This is a genomic window from Antrihabitans stalactiti (assembly GCF_012932915.1).
In the GTDB taxonomy this organism is placed as follows: domain Bacteria; phylum Actinomycetota; class Actinomycetes; order Mycobacteriales; family Mycobacteriaceae; genus Antrihabitans; species Antrihabitans stalactiti.
The window spans coordinates 102,096-120,375 of the sequence record NZ_VCQU01000002.1 but is presented as its reverse complement, the minus strand read 5'-3'; the positions used below and the strand labels follow the sequence as shown (position 1 = coordinate 120,375).

Genomic DNA, 18,280 nt, shown 5'->3' with positions numbered 1-18,280 from the left:
CCGTATTTCCCCCGATTTTCAGGGAAATGCCGGAACTGTGGCAGAATGAGGCCATGACCGGACGTGGAGCGCAGCTTGCGGAGCAACCCCGCAGCACTGGCGTGTGCCTCGTCTCGCGACGTCACGTCGACTTCAAGCGCGTCTGTAGCTCCTGCTGTCTGCACGTTTAACCTGCTAGACCAGCCAGCCCGATTCTGATTCGCCAGGCTGCGGTTGCAGAAGCGCGACCAGCCCTCGCGCGCGCGCATCGCACCGGCGACCTTGATTTGCAGGAGCCATTCTCACATGACGTCGAGCCCCCCGCGGACGGACGATTCAGCCGTCCCGGCGCCAGCCCACCATGCTCGACCGGACAAGCCAGCGTCCGAACGCAAAGTTCGGGCGGACCGTCCTCGCCCGGCAGCTCCGGCGACCGTGGCGCCGCGTGAGCGCACCGCCCGCCCGGCGAAGCGCCGCGGCGAAGGCCAGTGGGCGCTCGGCTATCGCGAGCCACTGAACCCGAACGAGCAAGCCAAGAAGGACGACAACCCGCTCAACGTCCGCGACCGCATCGAGTACATCTACTCGAAGAACGGTTTCGACAGCATCGACAAGGGCGACCTGCGTGGCCGTTTCCGCTGGTGGGGGCTCTACACCCAGCGCGAACAGGGTTACGACGGCACCTGGACCGGCGACGAGAACATCGACTTGCTCGAAGCCAAGTACTTCATGATGCGCATCCGCTGCGACGGTGGCGCACTCACTACCGAACAGCTGCGGACCCTCGGCCAGATCTCGGTCGACTTCGCACGCGACACCGCCGATCTCTCCGACCGCGAGAACGTCCAGTACCACTGGATCGAGGTCGAGAACGTTCCCGAGATCTGGCGCCGCCTCGAAAGCGTCGGTCTGCAGACCACCGAGGCGTGCGGCGATTGCCCTCGCGTCGTACTCGGGTCTCCCCTGGCCGGTGAATCGCTGACCGAGGTCATCGATCCCACTCCCGCGATCGACGAGATCGTGCGCCGCTACATCGGCAAGAAGGAGTACTCGAACCTCCCCCGCAAGTTCAAGACCGCGATCTCGGGCCAGCAGGATGTGGTCCACGAGATCAACGACATTGCGTTCATCGGCGTCAACCATCCCGAGCACGGTCCGGGCCTGGATCTCTGGGTCGGCGGCGGACTGTCGGTGAACCCGATGATGGCTCAGCGCGTCGGCGCGTGGATCCCGCTCGACGAGGTCCCGGACGTGTGGGAGGCGGTCGTTTCGCTGTTCCGCGACTACGGCTACCGCCGGCTGCGGGCCAAGGCGCGCCTGAAGTTCCTGATCAAGGACTGGGGCATCGAGAAGTTCAGGGACGTTCTCGAAACCGAGTACCTGAAGCGCAAGCTCATCGACGGCCCGGCTCCGGAGAAACCGACGGTGCCGATCGACCACGTCGGTATTCAGAAGCTGAAGAACGGGCTCAACGCCGTCGGTGTCGCCCCGATCGCCGGGCGCGTCTCGGGCACGCGGCTCCTCGCGGTCGCAGACGCCGCCGAGAAGGCTGGTTCGAACCGCGTTCGCTTCACGCCGTACCAGAAGCTGATCATCCTCGACGTCGCCGACGACAAGCTCGATCAGCTGATCGCCGACCTGGATGCATTGGACCTGCCAGCCCGCCCGTCGCGGTGGCGCCAGAACCTGATGGCGTGCAGTGGCATCGAATTCTGCAAGCTGTCGTTCGCCGAAACCCGCAAGCGTTCACAGGCTCTCGTGCCGGAACTCGAAGAGCGGTTGGCCGACCTCAACGAGCAGTTGGACGTGCCGGTCACGATCAATATCAATGGCTGCCCGAACTCGTGCGCGCGGTCCCAGGTCGCCGATATCGGCTTCAAGGGCCAGCTTGTCGACGACGGCACCGGGAATCATGTCGAAGGCTTCCAGGTTCACCTTGGCGGCAGCCTCGGCTTCGACAGTGCCTTCGGTCGGAAGCTGCGGCAGCACAAGGTGACCACCGGGGAGATCGGCGACTTCATCGACCGGGTGGTCCGGAACTTCATCAAACATCGCAACGAGGGCGAACGGTTCGCGCAGTGGGCCGTGCGAGCAGACGAGGCGGATCTACGATGAGCGTCGGCGAAGAGAAGACAGCGCAGATGACGACAAAGCTTGCCGAGACAGAGCTGCGGGCGCTCGCGACCCGGGGCGCCACCGAGCTGGACGGTGCGTCGGCGCACGATCTCCTGCAATGGACCGAAGACAACTTCGGCAAGGACTTCATCGTCGCGTCGAACATGCAGGACGCGGTGTTGGTGCACTTGGCAACTCAGGTCCACCCCGGCGTCGACGTGTTGTTCCTGGAGACCGGCTACCACTTCGCGGAGACGATCGGCACGCGCGACGCGGTCGAGGCCGTCTACGGCGTGAACATCATCAACGCTCAGTCGGAGAACAGCGTCGCCGATCAGGACCGACTGCTCGGCAAGGACCTCTTCGCTCGCGATCCCGGTGAATGCTGCAGGTTGAGAAAAGTTGTGCCGCTGCAGAACACGCTCAAGGACTACAGCGCGTGGGTCACCGGTATCCGCCGCGTCGAAGCTCCGACGCGGGCGAATGCACCCCTGATTTCGTTCGACGAAGCGTTCGGTTTGGTCAAGATCAATCCGATCGCGGCGTGGTCCGACGACGACATGGCCAATTACATCGAAAAACACGGCATCCTCGTCAATCCTCTTGTCGAGGAAGGGTATCCGTCCATCGGATGCGCACCATGCACATTGAAGCCCGCTCCGGGCGCCGATCCGAGAAGCGGCCGCTGGGCCGGACTCGCCAAGACCGAATGCGGGCTGCACGCATCATGACGACAACAATCGAAGCCAACACTCTGCTCAATGCGCGCTCCGCAGGCTCCGCGCCTGCCTACGACACGCTCGCCGCACTCGAGTCCGAGTCGATCCACATATTCCGTGAGGTCGCAGGCGAATTCGAGCGACCGGTGATCCTCTTCTCCGGCGGTAAGGACTCGACGGTCCTGCTGCACTTGGCGCTCAAAGCCTTCTGGCCCGCTCCGCTGCCGTTCGCGCTGCTGCACGTCGACACCGGGCACAACCTGCCCGAGGTGCTCGATTTCCGCGACGAGATCGTCGAACGCTACGGCCTGCGCCTGCACGTCGCGAAGGTGGAGGACTACCTCGCTGACGGTCGCCTCACCGAGCGCCCCGACGGCATTCGCAACCCGCTGCAGACCGTCCCGCTCCTCGACGCGATCGCCGAGCACCGCTTCGACGCCGTCTTCGGCGGTGGCCGTCGCGACGAGGAGCGGTCACGCGCGAAGGAACGAATTTTCAGCCTGCGCAACTCGTTCGGTCAGTGGGACCCGAAGCGCCAGCGCCCCGAACTGTGGAACCTGTACAACGGCAAGCATGCGCCCGGCGAGCACGTCCGCGTCTTTCCGCTGAGCAACTGGACCGAACTCGACATCTGGCGCTACATCGCCCGCGACGACGTCGCGCTCGCCAACATCTACTACGCCCATCAGCGCCCCGTCTACAAGCGCGACGGCATGTGGATGACGCCTGGTTCCTGGGGCGGTCCGCGCGAGGGTGAAGTGCTGGAGACCCGTTCGGTCCGGTACCGCACGGTCGGCGACGGTTCGAGCACCGGCGCAGTCCTGTCCGACGCGGCTGACAACGAGGCGATTCTTGCCGAGGTCGCCGCATCCCGACTTACCGAGCGCGGCGCTACCCGAGGGGACGACCGCGTCTCCGAAGCCGCAATGGAAGACCGAAAGCGTGAGGGCTATTTCTGACATGAGTGATCTACTGCGCCTTGCCACCGCCGGCAGCGTCGACGACGGCAAGTCCACGCTCGTGGGTCGCCTCTTGTACGACACGAAATCCGTTCTCGCAGACCAGATCGACGCGGTCACTCGGGCGTCGGTCGACAAGGGCCTGGCGACGCCCGACCTCTCACTGCTTGTCGACGGTCTCCGCGCCGAACGCGAGCAGGGCATCACGATCGACGTGGCGTACCGCTACTTCGCCACTCCCCGGCGGTCGTTCGTCCTCGCTGACACACCCGGACACGTGCAGTACACGCGAAACACTGTGTCCGGCGCCTCGACCGCGCAGCTCGTCATCCTCCTCGTCGACGCACGCAAGGGCGTGATCGAGCAGACCCGCAGGCACGCAGCAGTTCTCGCGTTGCTGGGTGTGCCGAAGCTCGTCCTGGCTGTCAACAAGATCGACCTTGTCGACAACCCCGCGAAGGTCTTCGCCGATATCTCCGCCGAGTTCAACTCGCTCACAAGCACTCTGGGCTGGGCGACCGAAGATGTCACCGAGATTCCGGTCTCCGCATTGCACGGCGACAACGTCGCGTCACGATCGGAGAACACGCCCTACTACGATGGTCCGTCGCTGATCGAGCACCTGGAATCCGTTCCGGTCGACGCCGACAGCGCAGGCCGGCACGAAATCGGCCTCCGTTTCCCCGTCCAGTACGTGATCCGCCCACGTACCGCCGAGTACCCGGACTACCGCGGTTACGCCGGCCAGGTTGCCGCCGGTTCGGTATCACCCGGTGACGAGGTCGTCGTCCTGCCGTCCGGCATCCGCACGACGGTCGAGCGCATCGACACCGCCGACGGCGAACTGAGCGTCGCGCAGGTCGGCCGCAGCGTCACCTTGGTCCTCAGCGACGACGTCGACATCTCCCGTGGCGACACCATCGCCTCACCGATCGACGCACCCGAGCCGATCGGTGAATTCGACGCCACGGTCTGCTGGTTGGCCGAGAAGCCGCTCCGCCCCGGCGCGCGACTGCTGCTCAAGCACGGCACGCGTACGACCCAGGCAATCGTCGGCACCCTGGTCGAGCGGTTCGACGAACAGAACCTCACCGCTGCTCCCGACCCGGAAACCCTGGCGCTCAACGACATCGGCCTCATCTCGATTCGCGTAGCCGAGCCGATCGTCGCCGACGACTACGCCGTGAACCGCCACACCGGCAGCTTCCTGCTCATCGATCCCGCAGGCGGCAACACCCTCGCCGCCGGTCTGGTCGGCAATGTACTGAGCGCGGTCGAGGTCGGCGGCAAGGCTTGACCGCCACCCCCACAACTGTGCGCGAGTCTTACCCCTCCGGGGGTAAGACTCGCGCACAGGGGGCTGCGCAGCCGCTGATCGCGGTTGCGCATGGCAGCCGTGACCCTCGTTCAGCTGCAACGATTCACGCGGCGGTCGAACAAATCCGTATTGCGAGGCCCGACCTCGACGTGCGCCTCGCGTTCCTCGACCTGAACGCGCCGTCGATCGACTGCGTCGTCGATGGCGTTGTCGCCGATGGGTATCGCGAAGCCGTGGTCGTACCGCTGCTGCTGGGCAGCGCTTTCCATGCTCGGGTGGATCTTCCCGCGATCCTCGCCCGCCATTCCCGGCTGAGCTTGACGCAGTCAGACGTCCTCGGCTCCGACCCGTTGCTGGTCGACGCGGTGCGCGACCGAATTCTGGAGGCGGGCGTCGATCTCGACGACGAGACTGTCGGTGTCGCGGTCGCCGCTGTCGGCTCGTCATCGGCTAGCGCGAATCACAAGACGGATGGGATCGCCCGACTGGTCGCACAAGGCACCGCCTGGACCGCGAAGACATGCTTTGCGACCACCGAACCGGGCGTCACGGACGCAGTCGCCTCACTACGCGCGGCAGGTGCGCAACGAATCGTGGTCGCTCCGTGGTTCCTCGCCCCCGGACTGCTCACTGACCGAGTGACCGCGCTCTCGCCGAACACTCTCCACGCCAACACCATCGGAACGCATCCGGCTCTCGCAGAGGTTGCGATCGCGCGCTACGACCGCGCTCTCGCCGAACTCGCCGACCGCATCTCGGCCTGACGCTTGCCCCTCGGGGGTTGAATGGTGGAGTGACCCTGGACCGCAAGCGTGTGCTGGCCTACCGATTTGCCGCACAGACCGGCTCCGCGGTTCTCGATGTCGGGGTGCAAGACACCGGACCCGACGGTGCGCCGTGGGCGCTGGCGGTCAGAAACGCAGCACCCGACGACCTGGTCTATGCGTGGACCATCCGCGGCGCACCGCACGCCTACCGTCGCAAAGACATCGCCGAGGTCGCCGCTGCCACGCGACCGTTCAGCGAGGCAGACGCAGGCAAGAGAATTTTCGATGCGAACACACCCTTGCGCAAGGCCGGCATTCCCGCATTGCAGGCGCTCGAGCGGATCGCGGACGAAATGCGCCACATCGTGCAGAGTCCGATGGTGAAAGGCGAAGTCTCACAAGCGCTCACCGCGACATTGCCAGAGGAGTACGTCAGATTCTGCCGATCCTGCAACGCAACTCACCCCTTCGAGCAGACGTTCCGGATCGCAGCGCTACAGGCCGGACTCGAACTGGAACCGGGTACGTCGCCACCGGTGTTGCGGCCGATCGACGGCTGGACCGGACCTGCCGAGACGGTGTCAGACCGATTCGACCTGATCCGCGGCTACCTGCGTCTGCTCGGCCCGGCGAAGCCAGCCCATGTCGCGTCCTACCTCGACTCCCCCGTCGGCGAAGTGAAAGCCCGGTGGCCTGCCGACGCCATCGACACCGAGCACGGCTCGATCCTCGAGGCTGACTCGTCAGCGCTCGGCAAAGCGAAGTCGACCGCGCTGCGTCTACTCGGACCATTCGACCTGTATCTCCAGGCGAGGGACCGCGAACTCCTCGTGCCGGACCAGGCTCGCCGAAAACAACTCTGGCCCGTTCTCGGTCGACCGGGTGCCGTGGTCCGCGGCGGCGAGATCGTCGCGATCTGGCGGCCGAAGACGGCAGGCAAGAAGCTCACCATCCTCGTCGAGCCTTGGGCGCCGCTGGACACGGACGCGATCGAAGTGCAGGCGCAGCGGCTTGCCGATTTCCGTGGAATTCCGACGGTCAGCGTTCAGCTTTCGAACTGAGCCAGCACCTCCAGTACCTCGGCGACCAGGTCGTCGATGTTGGCACCGGTTGTGTCGATGGTCAGGTCCGGATTCTGCGGCGGCTCGTATGGCGCGTCGACGCCGGTGAGTCCCTTCAATTCGCCTGCTCGTGCCCGCGCGTACAGACCTTTAGGGTCGCGGCGTTCGCACTCGGCGAGTGGCGTGGCGACGTGCACCTCGATGAACGGCAGCTTCGCCGCATGATTGAGCGCGCGAGCAATCTCGCGATCCGATTCCAGCGGGGACACGAGCGACGCCAACGCCACGACGCCAGCATCGGCGAAGAGACGCGTCAGGTGGCCGACCCGACGAATGTTCTCTGCGCGGTCGCCGGGAGAGAAGCCTAGGTCGTCGGAAATGCCGTGGCGCACGTTGTCACCGTCGAGAAGGTATGCGGCACGCCCGGATTCGACGAGCACGCGTTCGAGCGCGACTGCGACCGTCGACTTGCCAGACGCGGGCAAGCCCGTGAACCAGATCGTCGCCCCACGCTGCTGGACTGCAGTCCATCGGTGCTTACGGTCCAGCGACGACGGATGCCACTTGATGTCGGACCTCGTCTGCACGCCTGGCTTGACCTCACGCGCTTCGAGAATCGTTCCGGCGCCGACGGTTTCGTTCGATGTTTCGTCGATGAGGATGAAGGCACCGGCATCACGGTTGCCCGCGTAATCGTCTGCAACCACGATGGAACTCGTGCGCAACGTGACGGCGCCGATGTCGTTGAGCGCCAACGCGACCGGATTGTCGTGCTCGTCGAGCGTCTCGGGGTCGAGCAACGTGTGGAGCGCCTGGACCGTCGCACGGACCGTCTTGGTGGTGTGTTTCAGTGCCACTCGATCGCCGGCCCGCAGCGGGGTCTCGCCGAACCAGCAGACCGTCGCATCAAGCTCGCGCGCCAGCACCGGCACGTGGGCGTCGTCGACGCCGCTGATCAGAACGTCGCCACGACCGATATCGATGTCGTCGGCCAGCTCGACCGAAACAGACAGCGGCGCAACGGCAACCGTCCGGGAGTCGTCGAGTGTATCGACAGCGGTGACGGTCGTCCGCGTGCCGGCGGGTAGTGACACCACCGAGTCGCCGACCGCCAACGTGCCAGCCGACAACCGGCCGGTGTAGCGCCTGCGCTCCCCCTCGGTCGGGCGCGAAACCCACTGCACCGGCAACCGCAGCTCCCGCGGTTCGGCTTGCGGCGCAACAAGTTCGATCGACTGGAAATGCTCCAGCAGTGTCGGACCCGTGTACCAATCGGTGTTGGTCGACCGATGCACCACGTTGTCGCCGTGCTTGGCTGCAATCGGAATCACCGAGAGGTCGACCCCGCCGAGCCGGTGCGCCAACTGAGCGAGCTCCGCTTCGACTTCTTTGAACCGCACCTCGTCGTAATCGACGAGGTCGATTTTGTTCACCGCAGCGACGAGGTGCGGGACACCCAACAGTGTCGCAATCCTTGCGTGTCGGCGTGTCTGCCGAAGCACGCCGTGACGGGCGTCGACGAGCAGGATTGCGACGTGCGCATTCGACGCGCCGGTGAACATGTTTCGCGTATACCGTTCGTGCCCAGGAGTATCGGCGAGGATGTAGCTGCGATCCTCGGTCGCGAAGAATCGATACGCGACGTCGATCGTGATGCCCTGCTCACGCTCAGCGCGGAGGCCGTCCGACAACGCCGCAAGGTCGGGCTCACCGTCATCGTCGGTCACCGATTCCAGGTGATCCAGCGGCAGGCTGTCGGTGTCGTGCAGCAACCGTCCGATCAGCGTGCTCTTGCCGTCGTCGACGGATCCCGCTGTCGCGAGGCGCAGCAGCTGCCGCCCGGCAGGTGTGGTGGTGGTCATCAGAAGTAGCCTTCCCGCTTGCGGTCTTCCATCGCTGCTGCCGACGTTCGGTCGTCGGCGCGCGTCTCGCCGCGCTCGGACACCGTTGCTGCCGAGATCTCGGCGATGACGCCGGGAATGTCTGTGGCTCGCGATCGAACGGCACCCGTGATCGTGAGGTCTCCGACCGTGCGGTACCGAACCCATTCGACCGCAGGCGATTCCGACTTCGTCGGCGTGCTGTGCTCCGAAGTGGCCAGCAGAATGCCGTCGCGTTCGAACACTTCTCGCTCGTGCGCGAAGTAGATCGACGGCAGCTCGAGTTCCTCCAACTGGATGTAGCGCCAGATATCGAGTTCGGTCCAGTTGCTCAGCGGAAACACACGGACTTGTTCGCCGCGCCGGATTCTGCCGTTGTACAGCGACCACGGTTCGGGCCGTTGCGCACGTGGGTCCCACTGACCGAATTCGTCACGGAAGCTGAGCACCCGTTCCTTCGCACGCGCACGCTCTTCGTCGCGACGGGCCCCGCCGAACGCGGCGTCGAAGCGGCCGGCTTCCAAGGCATCCAACAGAGTTCGTGTTTGCTGACGGTTGCGGGAGCCGCTCGGTCCGCCGACCTCCTGGACCCGGCCTGAGTCGATCGTCTCCTGCACGGACCCGACGATCAGCTTGTGCCCACCTTCTTTCAGACGGCGGTCGCGAAATTCGATCACCTCGGGAAAGTTGTGTCCGGTGTCGATGTGCAGCACTGGAAAGGGAACCGGGGACGGGCGAAATGCCTTCTCTGCGAGACGAAGCAGGACGATCGAATCCTTGCCTGCCGAAAACAGGAGTACCGGCCGTTCGAGTTCGGCCACCACTTCTCGGATGATGTGGACCGACTCGGCTTCGAGCACACGCAGTTCGTCGACCCGCCTAGTATCCAATTCGATTGTCGCGGTGCTCATGTGGGTAGTCCCTTTCGTGCAGCGTCTGCCTTGTACCGCTCGATCCATTCGAGTGAGCGTTTACCGGCCTGTCGTTCAAGCGGTGGCGCGGGCGCCAGCGTCGGATCCTGACCCAGTTCCTTCAGGATCCGCCCGATCACGTCGGTGGTGTTGGCCACGAGGTCGCGGTATTCGACCTCGATCGGTTCGATCTGTTCGTCGGTGAACCACTTGCTCCAGTTGGCTTCTTGATCGCGCAGGATGGTGACGAAATGCGCGATGCCGTCGGCGTGATACTCGGCCAGGCCGTCGATCACCGGGTCGGCCTGCCCTCGCCAGGTCTGCGTTTGGACTGCGCGCCAGAACGAGACTGCTTGGGGCACGACGTCACGACGCGCGATATGGATGAACAGAATGTCGTCGCCGAGGATGTCGCGGAGGGCAGTGCGTAGGTCCGTGCCGGACCGCTCGGGCAATCCCGCCGCTCGGTCGATGACCAGGGGCGTCTGATTCCACATCAGCTTGCCGCCCCAGATTCCGTTCGCGGTCCGACCGTCGCGTAACAGGTCGGCACGCCATTGCTCGCTGCTCCGAGTGTCGGGCGTTCCCGCCTCCAACGGCGCCAGTCTGGCGAGAATCGACTCGTCGGTGACACCCTCGAACCATTGACGAGGCTGCGGAGCCCTGCTAGTCGAGGGCAGGTACTGGAAGAACTCCTGCGGTTCGCCCGCGACACCGGTGGCACGTAGCGATTCGACGAGTAGCGTGCTTCCGCTGCGCTGCGAACCGAGCACCAGATAGGTTTGCGGATGGGCCATCGTGTGATCGTAGCCTGAGCGGAATCACCCTGCACGGCAAGGTATTTCAAATCTTTATGAGTAAATTACTTGCGCGACAACGCAAGCTGTGGGTTACGGGCCTGCCTGCTTGTCGATGCCGCGATCCTTACCGAGTGCGGCACGCGGTATACGAACGAGCCCTTTGATTTTCGCGTAATCGTTCGTGTAGCGATCCGAGATTCGCGTCCCGACGAACTCGGACGGGATGACATCGCCGGTGCGCTGTCGCCACTCGTGCAGGCGCAGCGCCAGACCTTCCACGACCTCTTTGTAACCAGGCGCATATGCCAGGTTGCGATGCTCACCTGGATCGGCGACCAGGTCGTACAGTTCGCGCGCGGGACGGTCCGGCCCGATCTGCGCGGCGACTGCCTGACCCGACGGACTTTCCTCGATGTCCCACGGCAGGTCGAGTTCCGGTCGATTCGCGTAATTCTCGATGTAGCTGAACTCCTTCGTCCTGATCGCTCGGATCGGGTCGAAAGAATCGTGATAGGTCTTCGAGGTGAAGACTGCGTCGCGAACCGACCCCGCGACCCCGGGGGACAGCAATTGCGTTGCGTGGGAAACGCCTTCGACATCATCGGCGACCGGCAGCCCCAGAAAACCGAGGATTGTCGGCAACAGGTCCACGCCGCTGAACATTTCGTCGTACACACTGGGCACGAATTCGCGTCCGCGTGGTGGCGCGACGATCAGCGCAATCCCCGTGCCCGGGTCGTACAACGTCGATTTCGCCCGCGGGAACGCCGGACCGTGATCGGTCACGAAGATCACCCACGTCGACCGGTCCAGACCCGTTTCCTTCAGCGTGTCGAGCAATTCACCGACCGCCGCGTCGGCGACGGTGACCGAGCCGTAGAACTCTGCGAGATCCGCGCGGACCTCGGGCGTGTCCGGCAAATAGTCCGGCACATCGACGCTTTCGGGCGCTACGGGCGAATACCGTTCCCGCGGATACGGCCGATGCGTCTCGAAGAAGCCGGCGGTCAGCAGGAACGGCTTCTCCGGTGGCGAGCGCAGCCATTCGTTCGACTTGGCGACCACGTACTCGCAGAACGAGTTCGAGACGTCGAACTCGTCGAAACCCAACCGTGACGGGAACGAAGTCTCGTGCTGCATGCCGAACAGTGCTGTGTGCCAACCATTCTGCGATAACAGGCTGGGCAACGTCCGGACGTCGGGTCGATACTCCCAGCCGTGGTGTGCGAGGCCGACCAACCCGTTGCTGTGTGGGTATCGACCGGTGAACAGCGACCCGCGCGACGGTGAGCACAGCGGGGCCGTCGCGTGCGCTCGCGTGAACAGAATCCCTTCCGCGGCAAGAGCATCGAGCCTTGGGCTCGCCGCGGCCGGATGACCGTACACACTCAGATGCTTGCCGAGATCGTGCCAATGCACGAGGACGACATTGTCACGCAGCTGGGTCGTCACAAGCGATCCGGATCAGCGTGCCGCAGAGGCCGTTACAGCAACGGCACCCTCGGCTGCCGGCTCGATCACCCGCTGGGGAAGCACCGGGATCCGCGTCGCCCGCGCATAGACCGTCTCACCTTCGTGCAGACCGAGCGCCTCGCTGTCGCCACGAGTGACCTGCGCCGAGAACAGCTCGTTCGTCGCGGCATTGCGCAGCTCTACCCTGACCTCGAAGCCCAGGTGCACAACGCGTTCCACCGTGGCACGGGTGACGCCCGCGGACTCTGCGGTCCCTTCGTTCTGCACCAGCGCCATGCTCGGATCGCGTCCGATACGAATATCGTGCGGCCGCACCAGGTGACCGTTCAGCTTCGCGACTTCACCGAGGAACGACATCACGAAATCGTTCGCCGGGCGATCGTAGAGATCCTCCGGCGTACCGACCTGCTCGATCCGACCCTTGTTCAGTACCGCGATCCGGTCGGCGACGTCGAGCGCCTCCTCCTGATCGTGGGTCACGAGCACGGTAGTCACATGGACCTCTTCATGGAGCCGACGCAGCCAGGTCCGCAGATCCGCGCGGACCTTGGCATCGAGCGCACCGAACGGTTCGTCGAGCAGCAGCACCTGCGGATCGACTGCAAGCGCACGCGCGAGAGCCATACGCTGCCGCTGTCCGCCCGACAGTTGGGCCGGGTAGCGGTGCTGGAAACCGTCGAGTCCGACGATTTTGAGCAACTCGTCGACGCGCTTGGCGATCTCGGGCTTCGGCCGCTTGCGAATCTTCAGGCCGAACGCAACGTTGTCGCGCACCGTCATGTGCTTGAACGCTGCGTAATGCTGGAAGACGAAGCCGATGTCGCGCTTCTGCGGCGACACGTGCGTCACGTCCTTGCCCGAGATCGTCACGACGCCGGAGTCCAAGCTCTCCAGCCCCGCGATCGACCGCAGCAACGTGGACTTTCCCGAGCCCGACGGTCCGAGAAGCGCGGTCAACGACCCGGAAGGGATGTCGAGCGAAATGTTGTCCAGCGCGGCGAATGAGCCATAGCGCTTGTTCGCGCCGGTCACGGTAATCATTGTTTGGCTCCCCTTTTGCGGTCGAGCAAGGTCATGGCCAGCAACGTCACGAGCGCGAGGCCCATCAACAACGTTGCTGCGGCGTAGGCGTCGAAATCGCGGCCTGCGTGATAGCGGTCGTTCACCAGCAAAGTCAGCGTGCGCGAGCTACCCGCGAAGTTCGACGACACGATGATGACCGCGCCGAATTCGCCGAGCGACCGCGCGACCGTCAGCACGATGCCGTAGGTAAGTCCCCACCGAATCGACGGCAGCGTTATTCGCCAGAACGTCTGCCATTTGGATGCGCCCAGTGTCGCGGCGGCCTGTTCCTGGTCGTCGCCGATTTCGTGGAGCACCGGTTCGACTTCCCGGACGACGAACGGCAGAGTCACGAAAATGGTCGCGAGAACGATGCCCGGCAGGGCGAAGATGACCTTGAAACCGGTCTTTTCGATACCGCCGAACCAGCCATGCACGCCCCACAACATGATGAGCGAAACGCCGACGATGATCGGCGAGATCGCGAACGGCAGGTCGACGATGCCCTGAATCAGCCGCCGCCCAGGAAAGCGACCCCGCACGAGTGCGAGCGCGGTGACCACGCCGAACACCACGTTCACCGGGACAACGATCGCCACGATGAGCAGCGAGAGTTGCAGCGCCGAAATGGCAGCGGGCGTCGTCACCGAATCGATGAATGCGCCGACACCTTCACCGAAGGTGCGATACAGGATCACGACAATGGGGAATACGAGAAGCACGACAAGATAGCCCAGCGCGACAACGCGCAACGATATCCGCGATCGCGTCGAAACATTCACGGCGCGTGCTCCTCTTTACGTTGTCCGCGTTCGGCAAAGAGACGCAACACCAACAGCACCAGGAAAGAAATGGCCAGCAACGACACCGAAACTGCGGCCGCATTGATCGGGCGATCGATTTCGATCTGTTGCTGAATATATTGTGGCGTCATTTGCGTCAGCTTCGGAATATTTCCGCCGATAAGCACAACCGAGCCGTACTCGCCGAGCGCACGAGCAAACGCCAATCCCCCACCACTGAGAATCGACGGCGCCAAGGCGGGCAACACGACGGAGCGAAACGTCGTCCAATTGTCTGCACCCAACGACGCCGCGGCCTCTTCGACCTCACGATCGGTTTCGATCAGCACCGGCTGCACGGACCGAACGACGAACGGCAACGTCACGAACGCGAGCGCCACGATCAGGCCGGGGCGTGTCGCGTACAGGTGGACGTCGATCGGACTCATCGGACCGTAGAGCGAGAGCAGCACAATGCTTGCCACGATGGTCGGCAAAGCGAAGGGAAGGTCGATGAGTGCGTTGACTATTCGCTTGCCCGGGAACTCGTCGCGCACCAACACCCAGGCGATGAGCGTTCCCATGACGACGTTGACCACGGCGACGATCGCCGAGACGAGAATGGTCACTTTCAGCGACGCGACCGCGGCAGGAGCCGTCACCGCATCCCAGAAACCGCTGACCCCCTCGTCGAACGACGTCACGGTCAGTGCTGCCAACGGAAGCAGCACGATCAGGCTCAGCCACAACACGGTCACCGCAATGCTCAGCGGACCGACGGTGCCGGTAACGCGCGTCAATCCGAGACCGCGCTTCTTTCTCCCAGCGGACGCTGGACCGGCAACCGGTCCAGCGTCCGCCTTCTGAAGGTTCGTCACAACGATTCAGGCTACCGATCGACTACTTGGTCGCCGCGTCGTAAATTACCGCGACCTTGCCGGTGTCCTTGGTGAACAGGTCCTTGTCGACGGCCTTCCAGCCACCGAGGTCGGCGATCGTCCACAGCTTCGCCGGTTCGGGGAAGTCCTTGGTGAACTCCTTGGCGACCTCAGGATCGACCGGACGGAACCCGGCCTCCGCCCACAGCTTCTGCCCTTCCTTGGTGTAGAGGAAGTCCTTGAGCGCGTTCGCCTTTGCGATGTTCTGGCTCGTCTTGATGACGGCGACGGGGTTCTCGATCTTGAACGTGGTCGGCGGGGTCACGTGCTCGACGTCCTTGCCCTGGCGCTCGACGAACAACGCTTCGTTCTCGTAGCTCAGCAGAACGTCGCCCGAGCCCTGCAGGAACGTGTCGGTCGCTTCGCGTCCGGACTTCGGCTGCACCTTGATGTGCTCGGTGATCAGCGAGTTCAGGTAGTCGAGACCGGCCTGCGGGTTCTTTCCGCCTTCGGACTTGGCCGCGTATGGCGCAAGCAGGTTCCACTTCGCCGAGCCCGAGCTGAACGGGTTCGGGGTGACGACCTCGACACCCGGCTTGAGCAGGTCGTCCCAGTCCTTGATGCCCTTCGGGTTGCCCTTGCGGGTGACGATCGTGACGACCGAACCGAACGGAATGCCCTTGTATGCGTCGGCGTTCCACGTCGGGTCGACGAGACCCTTGTCGACCAGACGGGTGATGTCAGGCTCCACCGAGAAGCTCACGAAGTCGGCAGGGGCGCCGTCTGCGACCTTGCGCGACTGATCGCCGGAGGCGCCGTAGGTGTCCTGGATCTTGACGCCCTTGCCGGCGTCGGTCTTGTTGAATGCCGGCTTGATCTTGTCGTAGCCGACCTGCGGGACTGCGTATGCGAACAGGTTGAGCGTGCCGTTGCTGCCGTCGCCCGTGCCTTCCTCACCACTGGTCGAGTCGCTGGCTCCGCCGCCGCAGGCAGTGAGAGCGACCGCTCCGATGGTGACAAGAGCTGTTGCAAAATAGCGAGATCTGCGTCTCATGACGGTTGAGCCTTTCAAAATGGGATTTCGAGAGAGGGTGAAACGACGAACGACAAAAGTCTGCGGCGTGCTGCGCATGGCGGAACCCGGCGGCAAAGGCGGGGTTATCGAACGCTAATGCCGGCGAATACCGTGCGGCGCAGCGAAATTAGATCAGCGACAGTCGATGTCGGCTACTGCGAGCATGCCGACAGCAATCAACGCCAAGCGATGGCGGACCTTCTGTACGGCGGCTGCAGACACGCGGCAGACTTTAGCAGAGCCTTGGAGACCGCTCCATTCGAGCGGTTAGGCTGGCATGTGGCTTCATTCTTGTTCTTGGGGGAATAACCGATGACCGACAGTCCGGACCGCACTCGAAAGCGGTTCCCCGGCATCAGCTCGCGTGCCTGGGAACACCCTGCAGACCGGACGGCGCTGGTAACCCTGCGGTCGCTGTCCGGCTTCGACACGGTGTTGAAGACGCTGTCGGGCTTGTTGCGCGAACGTCAGCACCGGTTGTTGTATCTCGCCACCGCCGTCCGGGTCGATGAACGACAGTTCCAGAGCATCGATCACCTCCGCGCCGACTGTGTGGCGATTCTGGACTCGGACAGCACACCGGAGTTCTTCGTCCTGCAAGACCCGACGCCGAACGCCTTCACCATCGGTATGGACAAGCCCTTCGTCGTCATCACCACGGGTTTGATCGATCTGCTGGACTACGAGGAATTGCGTTTCATCGTCGGGCACGAACTCGGCCACGCCATGTCGGGCCACGCCGTCTATCGGACGATCCTGATGCACCTCATGCGCCTGGCAGGCAGCATCGGCTGGATGCCGGTCGGCGGATGGGCTGTCCGCGCGATCGTCGCGGCGTTGATGGAATGGAACCGCAAGTCCGAGCTGTCGGGCGACCGTGCGGGCATGCTGTGCTCGCAAGACCTCGATGCAGCGATTCGGGTCCACATGAAGTTGGCAGGTGGGCCGCGGCTGTCAGCGATGAATACCGTCGCCTTCCTGGACCAGGCCGCCGAATACGAGGCGTCGGGCGACCTGCGTGACGGCGTTCTCAAGCTGCTGAACCTCGAACTGCAGACGCATCCGTTCTCGGTGCTCCGCGCCGGTGCGCTGCGGAGTTGGGTCAAGAGCAGTGAGTACCGCACGATCATGGCCGGCGACTATCCGTTGCGTGCCGACGACAAGAATGCGTCCATCGGCGACGAGATTCGTGGTGCAGCCCGTAGCTACAAGGAGTCGTTCGACGAGTCCGAGGATCCGTTGATCCGCACGGTCCGGGATGTGGGGCGCGACTGGAGTTCGGCCGCACAGACTGTAAGCCAGGGCCTCAACGAGGCCGTCTCGAATATCACCAGCAAGCTCGCCGATTGGCGGGTCAACCGCGGAGACGACTGATCATGACAACTCTCGGCAATCCGGAACTCGATGCCTTGCTGGCTCGACTCCACGGCAGCAGCGCCGGTCAAGACCCTGACCTTATTTCGTATTTCACCGACCGCGCAAAGGCAGGCGGCTTCGACTGGGAACACTTCGACGACGACGCCAACCAGTTCATGGCGGACAAATTGGTCGCACTGGAGCAAGACAAAGCGCTGTTCTGTCACCGCCTGTGTCTGAGTCTGCGCGCTCGCCGAGTGGTGGAGGCGGGCACGTCGCACGGAGTCTCGACGATTTATCTCGCCGAAGCGGTCCGTCAGGTGGCTGCGGCTGAGGGCGGCAACGGAGTGGTGATCGGCACCGAGTACGAGCCCGCGAAAGCCGAGGCGGCGCGGCGCAACTGGGCGGAGGCCGGCCTCACAGAGTTCGTGGACCTGCGAGAAGGCGACCTGCGCGAGACCTTGGCGACTATCGAGGGTCCTGTCGACTTCGCACTCATCGATATCTGGACCGAGATGGCCCGGCCGGCCTTGGAACGGATTTCGCCGCACTTGCGACCTGGCGCGATTGTCGTTGCCGACAACACCACCCAATTCCGCGATTCCTACGCCGATTACTTCGCTTTCATCGCCGATCCGGCCAATCGACTTGTGACACAAACTCTTCCGTTCACCGGAGGCCTGGAGCTGACTGTCAGGGTCTAGTGCGCCAGTAGCCAGGCGACAACGACCAACAGCACCAACGCGATCAATGCGAGAGTGACGCGAGAGCGCGGCATCAGCGGTCCGAATTCCGGCCGGCGAGCTTGAGCAGCCCGTCCAGCAAGCGATCGAAGCACCACGCGATGCCGAAAGCTACTGGTATCAAAATCGCAAGCACCAGAATGAATTGCGGGATGAAAGGCAACCCGACAATCCAAAGTTCGAACTCGTCCCACCAGCTTGCAATGCGATGCACCGTGACAGCCTAACGCGCTGCATAATTTGCCCGATCATTCCGTTGCGGGACTCAACGACGAGGGTCGATGATGTGGCAGTGACGCAAACCGCGAAGAAGACCCGGTCCGACGAGAAAAACGGCGAAGCGGATTCGGCTGCGCAGTCGAAAGACGAGTCGCCGCCTGAGGAAAATTCGGCCGATTCCCA

The 18,280-nt window shown here is 63.8% G+C and carries 18 protein-coding genes; 8 read left to right on the top strand and 10 right to left on the bottom strand.

Annotated elements, in window-relative coordinates; all coding sequences use genetic code 11:
* Positions 1-285 precede the first annotated feature (285 nt).
* Genes FGL95_RS06235 through FGL95_RS06210 form a run of 6 tightly spaced genes read left to right on the top strand, consistent with a single transcriptional unit; the run spans position 286 to position 6,918 of the window.
* Positions 286-2,094 (top strand): nitrite/sulfite reductase, encoded by a 1,809-nt coding sequence (locus tag FGL95_RS06235; protein WP_169585366.1) that lies wholly within the window; start codon positions 286-288, stop codon positions 2,092-2,094.
* A complete protein-coding gene (locus FGL95_RS06230) occupies positions 2,091-2,825 on the top strand; it encodes a phosphoadenylyl-sulfate reductase (protein WP_240962800.1) in 735 nt (244 codons plus the stop codon). The genes FGL95_RS06235 and FGL95_RS06230 overlap by 4 nt, the downstream gene beginning before the upstream one ends.
* Complete coding sequence (gene cysD, locus FGL95_RS06225; RefSeq protein ID WP_240962799.1) at positions 2,804-3,772, top strand: sulfate adenylyltransferase subunit CysD; 969 nt, start codon at positions 2,804-2,806, stop codon at positions 3,770-3,772. Before FGL95_RS06230 ends, cysD (FGL95_RS06225) begins: the two co-directional genes overlap by 22 nt.
* Position 3,773: 1 nt before the next feature.
* Positions 3,774-5,069 (top strand): sulfate adenylyltransferase subunit 1, encoded by a 1,296-nt coding sequence (locus FGL95_RS06220; protein WP_169585365.1) that lies wholly within the window; start codon positions 3,774-3,776, stop codon positions 5,067-5,069.
* 17 nt (positions 5,070-5,086) lie between these two features.
* Entirely contained in the window at positions 5,087-5,854 is a 768-nt protein-coding gene (locus tag FGL95_RS06215) for a CbiX/SirB N-terminal domain-containing protein (protein WP_169585880.1), read from the top strand.
* 29 nt (positions 5,855-5,883) lie between these two features.
* Positions 5,884-6,918 carry a winged helix DNA-binding domain-containing protein gene (locus FGL95_RS06210; RefSeq protein WP_338079732.1) on the top strand — a complete coding sequence of 345 codons (1,035 nt, stop codon included), beginning with the start codon at positions 5,884-5,886 and terminating at the stop codon, positions 6,916-6,918.
* On the opposite strand, the gene cysC is transcribed toward FGL95_RS06210, so the two are convergent.
* The 9 genes from cysC to FGL95_RS32865 form a co-directional block, all read right to left on the bottom strand.
* Positions 6,903-8,780 (bottom strand): adenylyl-sulfate kinase, encoded by a 1,878-nt coding sequence (gene cysC, locus FGL95_RS06205; RefSeq protein WP_169585364.1) that lies wholly within the window; start codon positions 8,778-8,780, stop codon positions 6,903-6,905. The two genes, FGL95_RS06210 and cysC, sit on opposite strands and share 16 nt — an antisense overlap.
* On the bottom strand, positions 8,780-9,709 hold the full coding sequence (gene cysD / locus FGL95_RS06200) for a sulfate adenylyltransferase subunit CysD (protein ID WP_169585363.1): 930 nt from the start codon (positions 9,707-9,709) through the stop codon (positions 8,780-8,782). Before cysD (FGL95_RS06200) ends, cysC begins: the two co-directional genes overlap by 1 nt.
* Positions 9,706-10,506, bottom strand: coding sequence for a trehalose 2-sulfotransferase (stf0, locus tag FGL95_RS06195; RefSeq protein ID WP_169585362.1), 801 nt, complete (start codon positions 10,504-10,506; stop codon positions 9,706-9,708). Before stf0 ends, cysD (FGL95_RS06200) begins: the two co-directional genes overlap by 4 nt.
* A 93-nt stretch (positions 10,507-10,599) precedes the next feature.
* Complete coding sequence (locus tag FGL95_RS06190) at positions 10,600-11,961, bottom strand: sulfatase-like hydrolase/transferase (protein ID WP_169585361.1); 1,362 nt, start codon at positions 11,959-11,961, stop codon at positions 10,600-10,602.
* Between the two features lie 12 nt (positions 11,962-11,973).
* Entirely contained in the window at positions 11,974-13,023 is a 1,050-nt protein-coding gene (locus tag FGL95_RS06185; RefSeq protein WP_169585360.1) for a sulfate/molybdate ABC transporter ATP-binding protein, read from the bottom strand.
* Positions 13,020-13,826 carry a sulfate ABC transporter permease subunit CysW gene (gene cysW / locus FGL95_RS06180; protein ID WP_169585359.1) on the bottom strand — a complete coding sequence of 269 codons (807 nt, stop codon included), beginning with the start codon at positions 13,824-13,826 and terminating at the stop codon, positions 13,020-13,022. The genes FGL95_RS06185 and cysW overlap by 4 nt, the downstream gene beginning before the upstream one ends.
* Positions 13,823-14,626: a sulfate ABC transporter permease subunit CysT gene (gene cysT, locus FGL95_RS06175; RefSeq protein ID WP_206071631.1), complete on the bottom strand. Its 804-nt coding sequence runs from the start codon at positions 14,624-14,626 to the stop codon at positions 13,823-13,825. The genes cysW and cysT overlap by 4 nt, the downstream gene beginning before the upstream one ends.
* Before the next feature lie 100 nt (positions 14,627-14,726).
* On the bottom strand, positions 14,727-15,758 hold the full coding sequence (locus FGL95_RS06170) for a sulfate ABC transporter substrate-binding protein (protein WP_169585357.1): 1,032 nt from the start codon (positions 15,756-15,758) through the stop codon (positions 14,727-14,729).
* 153 nt (positions 15,759-15,911) lie between these two features.
* A complete protein-coding gene (locus tag FGL95_RS32865) occupies positions 15,912-16,001 on the bottom strand; it encodes an Ms4533A family Cys-rich leader peptide (RefSeq protein ID WP_338079731.1) in 90 nt (29 codons plus the stop codon).
* A 90-nt stretch (positions 16,002-16,091) separates the two neighbouring features.
* On the opposite strand from FGL95_RS32865, the gene FGL95_RS06165 reads away from it, so the two are divergent.
* Entirely contained in the window at positions 16,092-17,153 is a 1,062-nt protein-coding gene (locus FGL95_RS06165; protein WP_169585356.1) for a M48 family metallopeptidase, read from the top strand.
* A gap of 2 nt (positions 17,154-17,155) precedes the next feature.
* Complete coding sequence (locus FGL95_RS06160; protein WP_169585355.1) at positions 17,156-17,839, top strand: O-methyltransferase; 684 nt, start codon at positions 17,156-17,158, stop codon at positions 17,837-17,839.
* Positions 17,840-17,912: 73 nt separating this feature from the next.
* Here the strand turns inward: FGL95_RS06160 and FGL95_RS06155 are convergent, their stop codons facing one another.
* Entirely contained in the window at positions 17,913-18,092 is a 180-nt protein-coding gene (locus FGL95_RS06155; protein WP_169585354.1) for a hypothetical protein, read from the bottom strand.
* Between the last annotated feature and the right edge of the window lie 188 nt (positions 18,093-18,280).

Bases quoted from the DNA above. Each gene is read 5' to 3' on its own strand.
- FGL95_RS06235 (WP_169585366.1), top strand. From the start codon at position 286: ATGACGTCGAGCCCCCCGCGGACGGACGATTCAGCCGTCCCGGCGCCA.
- stf0 (WP_169585362.1), bottom strand. From the start codon at position 10,506: ATGGCCCATCCGCAAACCTATCTGGTGCTCGGTTCGCAGCGCAGCGGA.
- FGL95_RS06230 (WP_240962800.1), top strand. From the start codon at position 2,091: ATGAGCGTCGGCGAAGAGAAGACAGCGCAGATGACGACAAAGCTTGCC.
- FGL95_RS06185 (WP_169585360.1), bottom strand. From the start codon at position 13,023: ATGATTACCGTGACCGGCGCGAACAAGCGCTATGGCTCATTCGCCGCG.
- cysD (WP_240962799.1), top strand. From the start codon at position 2,804: ATGCGGGCTGCACGCATCATGACGACAACAATCGAAGCCAACACTCTG.
- cysC (WP_169585364.1), bottom strand. From the start codon at position 8,780: ATGACCACCACCACACCTGCCGGGCGGCAGCTGCTGCGCCTCGCGACA.
- FGL95_RS06165 (WP_169585356.1), top strand. From the start codon at position 16,092: ATGACCGACAGTCCGGACCGCACTCGAAAGCGGTTCCCCGGCATCAGC.
- FGL95_RS06220 (WP_169585365.1), top strand. From the start codon at position 3,774: ATGAGTGATCTACTGCGCCTTGCCACCGCCGGCAGCGTCGACGACGGC.
- FGL95_RS06160 (WP_169585355.1), top strand. From the start codon at position 17,156: ATGACAACTCTCGGCAATCCGGAACTCGATGCCTTGCTGGCTCGACTC.
- cysD (WP_169585363.1), bottom strand. From the start codon at position 9,709: ATGAGCACCGCGACAATCGAATTGGATACTAGGCGGGTCGACGAACTG.
- FGL95_RS06170 (WP_169585357.1), bottom strand. From the start codon at position 15,758: ATGAGACGCAGATCTCGCTATTTTGCAACAGCTCTTGTCACCATCGGA.